The organism is Providencia sp. wls1943, assembly GCF_009706275.1.
GTDB classification, from domain to species: domain Bacteria; phylum Pseudomonadota; class Gammaproteobacteria; order Enterobacterales; family Enterobacteriaceae; genus Providencia; species Providencia zhijiangensis.
The window spans coordinates 94,635-106,917 of the sequence record NZ_WLTU01000017.1; the positions used below are offsets into that span (position 1 = coordinate 94,635).

10 protein-coding genes are annotated in these 12,283 nt (G+C 44.1%); 3 read left to right on the plus strand and 7 right to left on the minus strand.

From position 1 onward, the window contains the following. Window positions 1-30: 30 nt before the first annotated feature. The 5 genes from parC to nudF all read right to left on the minus strand — a co-directional run bounded on the left by parC (window position 31) and on the right by nudF (window position 6,538). Window positions 31-2,286 (minus strand): DNA topoisomerase IV subunit A, encoded by a 2,256-nt coding sequence (gene parC / locus GKR48_RS07925; protein ID WP_154627683.1) that lies wholly within the window; start codon window positions 2,284-2,286, stop codon window positions 31-33. A gap of 36 nt (window positions 2,287-2,322) precedes the next feature. Beyond that, window positions 2,323-4,218 (minus strand): DNA topoisomerase IV subunit B, encoded by a 1,896-nt coding sequence (gene parE, locus GKR48_RS07930; RefSeq protein WP_154627684.1) that lies wholly within the window; start codon window positions 4,216-4,218, stop codon window positions 2,323-2,325. 118 nt (window positions 4,219-4,336) lie between these two features. Further along, on the minus strand, window positions 4,337-4,927 hold the full coding sequence (gene yqiA, locus GKR48_RS07935; protein ID WP_154627685.1) for an esterase YqiA: 591 nt from the start codon (window positions 4,925-4,927) through the stop codon (window positions 4,337-4,339). After that, entirely contained in the window at window positions 4,927-5,766 is an 840-nt protein-coding gene (gene cpdA / locus GKR48_RS07940; protein WP_154627686.1) for a 3',5'-cyclic-AMP phosphodiesterase, read from the minus strand. The genes yqiA and cpdA overlap by 1 nt, the downstream gene beginning before the upstream one ends. Before the next feature lie 133 nt (window positions 5,767-5,899). Beyond that, on the minus strand, window positions 5,900-6,538 hold the full coding sequence (gene nudF / locus GKR48_RS07945; protein ID WP_154603385.1) for an ADP-ribose diphosphatase: 639 nt from the start codon (window positions 6,536-6,538) through the stop codon (window positions 5,900-5,902). A gap of 308 nt (window positions 6,539-6,846) precedes the next feature. Here nudF and tolC point away from each other — a divergent pair, with 308 nt between their 5' ends. From tolC to GKR48_RS07960, 3 genes are all read left to right on the plus strand, one after another. Beyond that, complete coding sequence (gene tolC / locus GKR48_RS07950; protein ID WP_154627687.1) at window positions 6,847-8,229, plus strand: outer membrane channel protein TolC; 1,383 nt, start codon at window positions 6,847-6,849, stop codon at window positions 8,227-8,229. A gap of 409 nt (window positions 8,230-8,638) precedes the next feature. Next, window positions 8,639-9,346 (plus strand): DUF1190 family protein, encoded by a 708-nt coding sequence (locus GKR48_RS07955; protein ID WP_154627688.1) that lies wholly within the window; start codon window positions 8,639-8,641, stop codon window positions 9,344-9,346. Between the two features lie 6 nt (window positions 9,347-9,352). After that, window positions 9,353-10,513 (plus strand): glutathionylspermidine synthase family protein, encoded by a 1,161-nt coding sequence (locus GKR48_RS07960; protein ID WP_154603388.1) that lies wholly within the window; start codon window positions 9,353-9,355, stop codon window positions 10,511-10,513. 127 nt (window positions 10,514-10,640) lie between these two features. Here GKR48_RS07960 and ygiD read toward each other — a convergent pair whose 3' ends face one another. Together ygiD and ribB are read right to left on the minus strand one after the other, a co-directional pair. Next, window positions 10,641-11,444, minus strand: a complete 804-nt coding sequence (gene ygiD / locus GKR48_RS07965) for a 4,5-DOPA dioxygenase extradiol (protein WP_195848232.1) — start codon at window positions 11,442-11,444, stop codon at window positions 10,641-10,643. A gap of 170 nt (window positions 11,445-11,614) precedes the next feature. Further along, entirely contained in the window at window positions 11,615-12,268 is a 654-nt protein-coding gene (gene ribB / locus GKR48_RS07970; RefSeq protein WP_154627689.1) for a 3,4-dihydroxy-2-butanone-4-phosphate synthase, read from the minus strand. Between the last annotated feature and the right edge of the window lie 15 nt (window positions 12,269-12,283).

Genomic DNA, 12,283 nt, shown 5'->3' on the forward strand with positions numbered 1-12,283 from the left:
TTTAACCAAGCCCTTGAATTATTGTTATTTTTACTCTGTATCCACAGAATCAACATCAATACGTTCAATGTTATGTAAACCACGCGGTAACGATGTTCCTTTACGCCCACGTTCTGCACGATATTTCTGTAAGTCTTCTGATTTAAATTTCAGTTTACGCTTACCAAAATAGAGTGTGATCGAGGCTCTAGGTGGGATCACCATTAACCAAACCAGTAAGTCTTCACCACTTGCGGCTTGCGCCCCTGTGATGTTAATGATTTTATTCCCCTTCCCTTTGGATAATTGAGGGAGGTCAGACACAGGGAATAATAACATACGACCGGCTTTCGTGATGGCTAATAACAAATCTTCTTTTTCGTTATTTAGCTCAATCGGCGCCATGACTTTTGCATTTTCAGGCAACGACATCAAAGCCTTACCGGTTTTATTCTTCGTCACCAAATCATTAAAGGTGCAAATAAAACCATAACCCGCATCAGACGCCATTAAGTATTTCTGCTCTTCCGGCGCCATCAGCACATGCTCAATCGTCGCCCCCGGTGGAAGTGTTAATTTCCCGGTTAACGGCTCACCTTGGCTACGTGCAGAAGGTAATTCCAGCGGGTCGACAGAATAGCTACGTCCTGTGGTATCAAGGAATACCGCCGCTTGGTTAGACTTACCACGGGCAGCGCCTTTGAAGCTATCCCCCGCTTTGTAGCTCAGATTACTTGGCTCGATATCATGCCCTTTCGCACTACGTACCCATCCCATATCTGACAGGACGACCGTAATCGGCTCCGATGGCAGAATTTCATGCTCGCTAAGTGCTTTGGCCTCTTCACGCTCTTGCAGTGGTGAACGACGATCATCACCATAAGCTTTAGCATCTGCCTGAATTTCTTTTTTAATCAAAGTATTCAGACGAGCTTCTGAGCCTAAAATGGCTTGTAACTCATCACGCTCTTTGGCTAATTCATCCTGTTCACCGCGAATTTTCATCTCTTCGAGTTTCGCTAAGTGACGCAGTTTTAATTCTAAAATCGCTTCGGCTTGGGTATCGCTAATATTAAATCGCGACATTAAAACGGCTTTTGGTTCATCTTCATTACGAATGATTTCAATCACTTCATCGATATTCAAATAAGCGATGAGTAAACCATCCAAAATATGCAGGCGTCTTAATACTTTTTCTAAACGGTGGTTTAAGCGATTACGTACCGTTTGACGACGATACGTGATCCACTCGGTGAGGATCTCCACCAGCCCTTTCACTGCCGGACGGTTATCTAAGCCAATCATGTTTAAGTTAACACGGTAGCTTCTTTCAAGATCTGTCGTTGCAAACAAGTGAGTCATCACTTGATCAAGATCCACGCGGTTGCTACGCGGAACGATCACTAAACGCGTTGGATTTTCATGATCCGATTCATCACGCAGATCTTCGACCATTGGCAGCTTTTTCGCGCGCATCTGGTTCGCAATCTGCTCAAGGATTTTAGCGCCGGAAACTTGATGAGGCAGCGCGGTGATTACCGCATTACCTTCTTCTTTTTCCCATACCGCACGCATACGCACTGAGCCACGACCGTTTTGGTAAACCTTACGGATATCTTCCGGTGAAGAGATAATTTCAGCTTCCGTTGGGTAATCAGGCCCCGGAATAAACTGCATGATATCATCAAGATTTAACTTTGGTTTTTCCAGTAGCGCCACCAGCGCACTTGCCACTTCGCGGGCATTGTGTGGTGGAATATCAGTCGCCATACCCACGGCGATCCCCGTAGTACCATTTAATAAAATATTTGGCAGACGGGCAGGCAACATTTTCGGCTCATTTAATGTGCCATCAAAGTTAGGTACCCAATCAACGGTACCGTGGCCTAATTCGCTTAACAGAACTTCTGCATATTTTGATAAACGAGATTCGGTATAACGCATCGCTGCGAAGGATTTCGGATCATCCGGAGCCCCCCAGTTTCCTTGGCCGTCAACCAGAGGATAACGGTAGGAGAATGGCTGCGCCATTAACACCATCGCTTCATAACAGGCGCTATCACCGTGTGGATGATATTTACCTAATACGTCACCGACGGTTCTGGCTGATTTCTTATATTTAGCCGTGTTGCTCAGCCCCAATTCGGACATGGCATACACAATTCGGCGCTGAACAGGTTTAAGTCCATCGCCGATAAATGGCAACGCTCTATCCATGATGACGTACATCGAGTAGTTCAGATAGGCGTTTTCAGTAAAGGCATGAAGCGGTAAACGCTCCACACCGTCATGAGTAATTTCACTCATTCAATACGTTCCTTACTCTTATTCATCCGATTATGATCAGACCTCAATTTCTGCCGTATCGCCTTTTTCTTGCAGCCAGTTACGACGATCTTCCGAGCGTTTTTTAGCTAAAAGCATGTCCATCTTCGACATGGTTTCTGTGTAATTATCATCATCGATAGTTAACTGAACGAGGCGGCGAGTATTTGGATCTAACGTCGTTTCACGCAATTGTGGCGGGTTCATTTCACCCAGTCCTTTAAAGCGCTGGACGTTTGGTTTGCCTTTTTTACGGCTTAATCTTTCCAATACCGCATTTTTTTCACTTTCGTCTAATGCGTAGTAAGTCTCTTTGCCTAAATCGATACGATACAGTGGCGGCATTGCCATATAGACATGCCCCTCTTTGACCAATTTAGGGAAATGGCGCACAAACAAGGCACACAACAATGTGGCAATGTGCAGTCCATCGGAGTCCGCATCCGCGAGGATACAGATTTTTCCGTATCGTAGCTGAGAAATATCTTCGCTATCAGGATCCATACCAATCGCGACAGAAATATCGTGAACTTCTTGGGAGGCTAAAACCTCGTCAGAAGAGACTTCCCACGTATTGAGGATCTTACCGCGCAGCGGCATGATGGCTTGATATTCACGATCACGCGCTTGCTTTGCCGACCCACCCGCAGAGTCCCCTTCCACTAAGAACAGTTCTGTCATGGAGAGATCTTGAGAGCTACAATCCGCTAATTTACCCGGCAATGCTGGGCCACTCGTAAGTTTTTTACGCACCACTTTTTTCGCCGCACGCAGGCGACGCTGGGCGCTAGAAATCGCCATTTCAGCCAATTGCTCAGCAACTTGGACATTCTGGTTTAGCCATAAGCTAAAGGCATCTTTCACCACACCAGAAACGAAAGCCGCACATTGACGGGAAGAAAGGCGCTCTTTAGTCTGCCCTGCAAATTGTGGATCTTGCATTTTCACCGATAAAACATAGGCGCAACGATCCCAAATATCATCCGCAGATAACTTCACTCCGCGCGGCAAAATATTACGGAATTCACAGAATTCACGCATCGCATCGAGTAAGCCTTGGCGTAACCCATTAACGTGAGTACCACCCTGCGCTGTTGGGATCAAGTTAACATAACTTTCAGTCAGTAGCTCACCACCTTCAGGCAACCATAATAGCGCCCATTGAGCGGCTTCAACTTCAGCAGAGAATTCACCCGTAAACGGCTTGGTAGGCAGTGCTTCAAAGCCATCGACCGATTCCATCAAGTAGTCGGTTAACCCATCGCTATAGCACCAGCTTTGCTCAGTTTCATTGAGCAGATCCTTAAACGTAATTTGTACGCCAGGGCATAAAACGGCTTTTGCTTTTAAGTTATGAGTTAAACGCGAAACAGAGAAACGCGGGCTATCAAAATAGCTTTCATCAGGCCAGAAATGGACACTGGTTCCGGTGTTACGTTTGCCACAAGTACCAATGACTTGTAAATCTTCGACTTTTTCGCCATTTTCAAACGCAATTTGATAAACCTGACCATCACGACGCACTGTGACTTCAATACGCTTTGATAACGCATTGACCACAGAGATACCAACACCGTGCAAACCACCCGAAAATTGATAGTTTTTATTGGAGAATTTTCCCCCAGCATGCAGTTGCCCTAAAATCAGCTCAACCGCGGAGACTTTCATTTCTGGGTGGATATCAACAGGCATACCACGCCCATCATCAATCACTTCGAGGGATTGATCGGGGTATAAAATCACTTGGATGTGTCCGGCATGTCCAGCTAAGGCTTCATCGACACTGTTATCAATTACTTCTTGAGCCAAATGGTTCGGTCGGCTGGTGTCGGTATACATGCCAGGACGACGGCGAACAGGCTCCAAACCACTGAGAACTTCAATGTCCTCTGCGTTATAACTAGATTGAGTCATGTTGTCATTCTGCGGTAATAGATGATTAATTGAACTATACCCTAAATAATTCAAGAAGATTGGGGTTATTCAATCAGTAGATTACTGTTGATAATAACAGTGTATTGGCGTTTTCGCACTATTTCTCTGCGTTATCAACCAGAGACAAAAAGCGAATGATCTGCGGGAAATAACGTTCAAACCCAGCAAATGCATGATCCCCATCCGGTTCCACCGTTTGCTTACACTCTGAAAGATAGGCAACGGCTTGACGATAATCAAGTACCTCGTCCCCCATTTGCTGCAATAACCAAAGTAAGTTTGGCGAACGTATCTTTTCGAGATGCAGAGCCTTCAACTCATACATATGTTTGGGTTCTAACACATACGTTTCATGGGTATATGGATTGGTGTTTTCTCCAAGATAGTCACTGAGTAAATCAAACGGGCGCACCGCCGGATTCACTAATACTGCGGGAATTTGATAACGCTCAGAAAAATAAATGGAGAAATAACCACCCAGTGAGGAACCCACTAAACCGATTGTTTCATGCTGATGTTCCGCAAGGATATCATCGAGTAGCTTAGCTGCTTGCTGAGGAAAATTAGGCAATTGCGGAACAATCATGTTGATCTGAGGATAATGCTCTGCCAACCACTGTTTCAGATTATTCGCTTTCTCAGACAGTGGTGAGCTATTAAACCCGTGGATATACAGTAATGTTGCCATTAGTAACCATCTGAGTCAAAGTCAGGGCTAAATTCCTGAGTATTTAAACGATAAACTTGGGTTTCAATCACTTTTTCCCCTTGCTCATTCACCGTTAGCTCCAAATAGCGCCAGCCCGGAGCAACCGTATCTAAAGCAAAATTGGTACAGTGAGGCTTGAACTGTACACAGGTCGATGGCGTTGCTAATAAACGGATACCGTGCCAATTCTCATCCATCTCTTGGTGAATATGCCCACACAGCATCGCTTTCACATTAGGGTAGTTTTTAAGATAGTCCGCCAAAATATGTGAATTTCGTAAACTGTGCTGATCTAACCAAGTGCAGCCAGAAGGTAATGGATGATGATGCAGCATAATCAGTGTCGTGCGTGTCGGCTGCTCATCTAAACACTGTTTCATCCATTCCAGTTGCTGATCAGAAAGCTCGCCGTGAGCAACATCTTGTAGTTGGCTATCTAGCATTAAAATTTGCCAGTCATCACCAATAAAGACCTGCTTCGCACTCGAAATACCCGCAATTTTTAAGGTGCCAACCATCGCAGGCGGATAATCGTGATTTCCCGGTAGCCAAACGCAAGGTGCAGGAATACGCTCAATCCCAGCCGCAAAATGTTGATAGGCTTTAGGTGATTGGTCTTGAACGAGATCCCCTGTGGCGACGATTAAATCGACAGGTAAGTTTTGTTCTGCAATCGCATCAAGTACCGCCTGATAGCTTCGGTAAGTATTGATCCCTAAAAGGGTGTTTTCCGTATCAGCAAAAAGATGCGTATCAGTAACTTGTAATATTCTAATAACTTTAGGGTTATTAGCAGTCACTTTAAGCTGGCTGTCCAAAGTCTTCCTTTTTCCTTAAAAATAGCGCTAAGTATTATCACCTAAACCATGAAGTGCGTAGGTCACTGATTTTAACCTAACTATCCATTAAATATCTGCTAATCAGCACACACTTCACTAGATTAATGGTTATTTAAATCAGTTTCACCCATTTTTCATGCAGCTTTTGATGATTCAATTGTAGCCATTGAATGGCAATCACGGTGGCCGCGTTATCAATTTTACCCTCTTCAACCCATTGATAAGCTTGCTCTCGGCTCACTACATGCACTCGAATATCTTCATTTTCCGAGGCCAAGCCATGAATGCCTTTTGCCAACGAGCTATCGACCTCGCCAACAAAAACATGAATCCGCTCGCTAGTGCCTCCAGGACTTGATAAATAGCTAATCGATTTTTCTATACGTCCAATGGTGAGACCCGCTTCTTCCGTTGATTCGCGGCGAACCACCTCTTCGGGGGATTCGTTCTCTTCTATCATTCCCGCGACTATCTCTAACAACCATGGCGTTTCACTTGATTCAAAGGCAGGAAATCGAATTTGCTCGATTAATACGACATTATCGGTTTGTGGATCATAAGGCAGTATTGCCCCCGCATGCCCTCTTTCAAACACTTCGCGAACAATTTCTTTACTCCAGCCGCCTTCAAATAATCGATGTTTAAATCGATATTCAATCATTTGAAAAAAACCGTTAAATAATTTACGCTTAGATATAATTTCAATATCATTTTTACTGTATTTAATCGGGTTTTCGATTTTATTATTCATTGATAGTCTCCTAATTCCTTCATTTTTATACTAACAAAGATGGAAGGATGAAATCAGTTTTTAAGGTTTTTTAACCTTAGATGAGGTAATGTTTAAACTAATTGAGACTAAATGGCACAAAAGGCTACCGTTTTCCGTGCCACACCTCTGTTACAATGTGCGCCATTATTCAAATTTATGAGCAACAATAGGGTCTGTTTTGAGAACGGTCTCTCTTTTCAGCGTTCCAACAGCCTATCATCGTCCGTAACATGATAAGTTTTAGACAACAGGCTCCATATAATTTGCTGTTTAATCAAGGAATCCAAATGAAGAAACTGCTTCCCCTTTTTATTGCGATGAGTTTTGTGGGTCTCAGTGCTAATAGTTACGCAGAAGATTTACTTCAGGTTTACCAAAAGTCCAAAGACAGTAACCCGGAACTCAGAAAGTCATTTGCTGAACGTAATCAAGCTTTTGAGAAAATCAACGAAGCACGTAGCCCGCTGTTACCGCAATTAGGTTTAGGCGCTGGGGCAACTTATGGCAGCGGTTACCGTGATGCAAGCAATACCGAAAGCACGGGTCTTAATGCGTCATTAAAATTGACCCAGACTGTGTTTGACATGTCAAAATGGCGTCAGTTGGATCTTCAAGAAAAAACCGCAGGAATTTCTGATGTTACCTATCAGACAAGCCAGCAACAGCTTATTTTAGATACCGCAACGGCTTATTTTAACGTACTGAAAGCCATTGATGCGTTATCTTACATCCAAGCCAACAAAGAAGCGGTTTACCGCCAGTTAGACCAAACAACGCAACGTTTTAACGTCGGCTTAGTCGCAATCACTGACGTGCAAAACGCCCGTGCAAATTACGATAGCGTGATTGCACAAGAAGTGGCTGGTCGCAATGATTTAGTTAACGCGGTTGAAAAACTTCGCCAAGTCAGCGGTGTTTACTATAGCCAGTTAGCCTCTTTAAATATCGACCGCTTCAAAACTGCTAATCCAGACGATGTTGAGTCTATCTTAAAAGAAGCTGAGCAACGTAACCTGAGCTTACTGAGTGCCCGCTTAGCGCAAGACGTGTCTCGTGAAAACATCCGTTTAGCAGAAACGGGTCATATGCCGACCGTAGATTTAGATGCATCAACTAGCGTAGCAAATACGTATAAACACGGTAGCGGTTACGATCGTACCGGTGGCGCAAATAACAGCTACAATGGCCAAAACAGTATTGGTTTAACATTAAGCTTGCCACTATATTCTGGTGGAGCAATAAGTTCAAAAGTTGAACAAGCACAATATGGTTTCCAAAGTGCAAGCGAACAACTGGAAAGCGTTTACCGTAACGTTATCCAATTGGTTCGTTCATCGTATAACAACGTGACATCATCAATCAGTAGCATCAACGCTTATAAACAAGTTGTTGTTTCAGCGCAGAGCTCATTAGATGCAATGGAAGCGGGTTACCAAGTGGGAACTCGTACTATCGTTGACGTGTTAACAGCAACAACTGCGCTGTATCAAGCGAAGCAAAACCTGTCTAACGCTCGTTACGATTATATGATTAACCAACTGAACATCGAATTTGCACGTGGTACGTTAAACGAAGATGATATTGCGCGTTTAAATGCCAGCTTAGGTAAAGAAATCCAAACTTCACCTGACAGCATTATTCGCAACTCGACTGCACCAAAAATTAAATAATCATTTAATTGAGTCGATGAAAATAGCTCGCCCAAATGGCGGGCTATTTTTTTAGCCCTATCACCCAAGCGCTTATTTTGAAATAACGCGAATTTGTCTGTTCTCTAAATAATGAATAACTTACCGTATTATTTATTCATCTAATTCTTAAAATTCAGTCAATTCTGACTAAACTTAATTACAACCATAGTCAAAAAATCAGCATAATTAATTTATTGATATCAAAGAAAAATAGGAATTACTCAGCATTAGATTTCACCAACAACATGCAAAAATGGAATCAATTTCGCTAAATCCATCATTTCCCATTATTTGTGCAGCATTTGTACTTTAATTTTTATCCTATATCCCCTATTCTAAGGGCAACATCTCAAACCCCCTTACTTATTATTCATTCAAGGTAATTACCATGACCATGAAGCGTACCAAAAATATTAATCAGAACGCCTTCCGTAAGTCTTGGCGCTCATACCGTTTAGCCCCTGTCGCTGTGGCGGTCAGTGCTGTATTTATGCTGTCTGCATGTGAAGAGAGCGATGAAACTGTGTCTCTGTACACTAACGCGCAAGACTGTAGCCAAGCCAATCCATCTCAAGCAGACCAATGTACCCTTGCCTATAACAACGCATTGAATGAAGCCGCTAAAACAGCGCCAAAATACGCAACTCAAGCAGATTGCGTGGCAGAATTTGGTGAAGCGATGTGTACTCAGGCGCCAGCTCAAGCAGGCATCGCAGGTACAAGCACACCAGCAGCCGGTGAGCCAGCTGCTCAACCACAAAGCAGTGGCAGCATGTGGATGCCATTAATGATGGGCTACATGATGGGCCGTATGATGGGCGGTAGCGCACCATCTCAACCACTGTTTAGCTCTAAAAACCCAGCCAGCCCAGCAAATGGTAAATTTGTTGATGCGACGGGTAAAAGTTATGGTCCAGCCGTTGCTGGCGGTCGTTCAATGAGCGTACCAAAAACGGCTATGGCACCAAAACCAGCGACTACCTCCACCATTACTCGTGGCGGTTTCGGTGATACAGTCAACAAACAAGCGACAGCGCAACGTTCATCTTCGTCCGCAAAATCCAGCTCATCCTCTTCCCGTTCAATGGGTGGTTGATAAGTAATGAAACGTGTTCCTATTGTAGAGCGTCCTAACTGGCGCGAAAAAGCGGATGAGTTTGGTTTTCACTTCCACACTATGTACGGAGAACCGTACTGGTCTGAAGATGCCTATTACCAATTCACGCTAGCACAAGTTGAAGAAATTGAAGAAGCTACCGCTGAAATTCACCAAATGTGTTTAAAAGTGGTTGAACGCGTTGTTGAAAGCGACGAGTTACTCGCTCGCTTCCAAATTCCTAAACACTGTTGGGAATTTGTCCGTAGTTCGTGGAAAAGTGAGCAGCCTTCATTATATTCCCGTCTCGACTTAGCTTACGATGGCGTAAATCCACCGAAATTACTGGAAAATAACGCAGATACACCAACGTCACTGTATGAATCAGCATTCTTCCAATGGATTTGGTTAGAAGACCAAATCGAAGCTGGGAAACTGCCAGAAAATGCAGACCAGTTTAACAGCATTCAAGAGCAGCTGATTGAGCGTTTTGGTGAGCTTAAAGATCAATACGGTTTCCGCTTGCTACATATGGCTTGCTGCCAAGATACCGAAGAAGATCGTGGCACGGTGCAATATCTGCAAGACTGTGCAAACGAAGCTGGCGTAGCGACCGAATTTCTGTATATGGATGAAATCGGGCTGGGTGAAAAAGGCGAATTCACCGATACACAAGATCAGGTCATCAGTAACCTGTTCAAGCTGTATCCATGGGAATTTATGCTCAGAGAAATCTTCTCAACCAAGCTGCAAGATGCGGGTGTACGTTGGTTAGAACCCGCCTGGAAAAGTATTATCTCCAATAAGGCGTTGCTGCCAATGTTATGGGAAATGTTCCCTGATCATCCAAACTTGTTACCAGCCTACTTTGCGGATGGTAACAAACCAGAGCTTGAAAGCTATGTGATTAAACCGCTATTTTCTCGTGAAGGTGCGAATATTCGCGTCATCGAGAATGGCAAAGAAATCGCTTCTGCGGATGGTCCTTATGGTGAAGAAGGGATGATTATCCAGCAATTCCACTCACTGCCAAAATTTGAAGGCAGCTACACATTAGTGGGAAGCTGGTTAGTTAACGATCAACCTGCGGGCATCTGTATTCGTGAAGATAAAGAACTGATTACTCAGGATTTATCACGTTTTTACCCCCATATTATTATCGACTAATATTTTGTTAGTTTGATAAAACAGGGTATCTGATAAAAAGAAGGCGGCAACGAACTATTTCGTGCCGCTTTCTTATTTTTTATTATCAGTATTAACCAACCTGAAAGCATAAACTGATTCGAAAATATTAGCCGATTTGCACTGACAACATGCTCAGCGATGCGGAAACAATCCCTTCCACCGGCGTACTTATCCCTTCTTCGCCATCCCAAGTTCCTAAAATAGGTAAGATAGGTAAAAAGTGTTCCGGCGATGGATTCGATAATTTACCATCTTCACGATCTAACCCTTTAGTGAGCGGATGCGGCTGATCGAGACTGTGTAAATTGTCATACACAAACTGTTCAAAAGAGGTCGCCCAAGGATAAGGCGCTGCATTAGCATTTTGCCAATCCATCGCTCTTAAATTATGAACCACGTTACCGCTGCCCATAATCAATACCCCTTCATTGCGCAATACCGCCAGCTTTTTCCCCAGCTCATAATGCCAAGCTGCGGGTTTCGTACCATCAATGCTGAGCTGAACAACAGGGATATCCGCTTGAGGATACATACGGACTAAAATTTCCCATGTGCCGTGATCAAGCCCCCACTCCTCTTTATCTTGATGAATTGGTTCCGGAGACAATAATTCAGCCACCTGTTTAGCCAGTTCTGGAGATCCCGGTGCTGGATACTCTATTTGGTATAAAGCTTCAGGGAAACCACCAAAATCATGGATAGTTTTCGGTTTAATCATCGCCGTGATCGCCGTTCCACGGGTATACCAGTGTGCTGAGATCACCAAAATCGCACGCGGTCTAGGCAAGGTTTTGCCCAGTTTTTCCCATGCTTCAGTGTACGAATTATGGTTAATCGCGTTCATCGGACTACCATGACCGATAAATACCGCAGGCATTCGATGGGTTAAGTGTTGGTTATTTGTCGACATAATGACCTCAATTCCACAAAAAGGATAATGAGTATCAGCATACCCTTTTTTAGAAAAAACACAGTGGGGGAATTATGAGAATGATCATCAAAAAATTTGAAGAGGCCACAAAGGTGTGCAACTTTGTGGCCGATGACTCTATAGGCAAAGCGTTTTAAAAACTTAGCGAATTAGCTCGCTTTTTTTTCCAACTGAAGACGATAGCTAGCTAAGTCCTCAATGGTGACAACTGTCATGTTGTGTTCACGAGCAAACTTCACCACATCTGGCGCACGCGCCATTGTGCCATCATCATTAGTCAGCTCACACAGTACTCCAGCGGGTTTAAAACCTGCCAGTACAGCTAAGTCAATTGTCGCTTCGGTATGACCACGGCGAGTCAATACCCCACCCTCACGAGCGCGCAGAGGGAATACGTGACCTGGGCGGTTAATATCCGCAGGCACTGCATTATCCGCAATCGCCGCTTTGATAGTCGTGATACGGTCTGCCGCAGAAACGCCGGTTGTGACACCTTTCGCAGCTTCAATTGTGACCGTAAAACCCGTTTGGTTTTGGCTGGTGTTTTTTTCCACCATCATCGGGATATCAAGCTGCTTACGGCGTTCTTCCGTAATGCATAGGCACACAATGCCGCTGCTATAGCGAATGGTCATTGCCATTTGCTCTGTGGTCATGGTTTCTGCTGCAAACACTAAGTCACCTTCATTCTCACGATCTTCATCATCGAGAACTAAGATACCTTTGCCTTGGCGCAGGGCTTCAATTGCATTTTCAACACGCTCGGTTGGATTACCGAATTCGGAAAGTAGCGTCTGATTCATGGTAAAAACCTTCTT

Coding starts and splice junctions, on each gene's coding strand:
- parC (WP_154627683.1), bottom strand. CDS start 2,286: ATGAGTGAAATTACTCATGACGGTGTGGAGCGTTTACCGCTTCATGCC.
- parE (WP_154627684.1), bottom strand. CDS start 4,218: ATGACTCAATCTAGTTATAACGCAGAGGACATTGAAGTTCTCAGTGGT.
- yqiA (WP_154627685.1), bottom strand. CDS start 4,927: ATGGCAACATTACTGTATATCCACGGGTTTAATAGCTCACCACTGTCT.
- nudF (WP_154603385.1), bottom strand. CDS start 6,538: ATGAATAATAAAATCGAAAACCCGATTAAATACAGTAAAAATGATATT.
- tolC (WP_154627687.1), top strand. CDS start 6,847: ATGAAGAAACTGCTTCCCCTTTTTATTGCGATGAGTTTTGTGGGTCTC.
- GKR48_RS07955 (WP_154627688.1), top strand. CDS start 8,639: ATGACCATGAAGCGTACCAAAAATATTAATCAGAACGCCTTCCGTAAG.
- GKR48_RS07960 (WP_154603388.1), top strand. CDS start 9,353: ATGAAACGTGTTCCTATTGTAGAGCGTCCTAACTGGCGCGAAAAAGCG.
- ygiD (WP_195848232.1), bottom strand. CDS start 11,444: ATGTCGACAAATAACCAACACTTAACCCATCGAATGCCTGCGGTATTT.
- ribB (WP_154627689.1), bottom strand. CDS start 12,268: ATGAATCAGACGCTACTTTCCGAATTCGGTAATCCAACCGAGCGTGTT.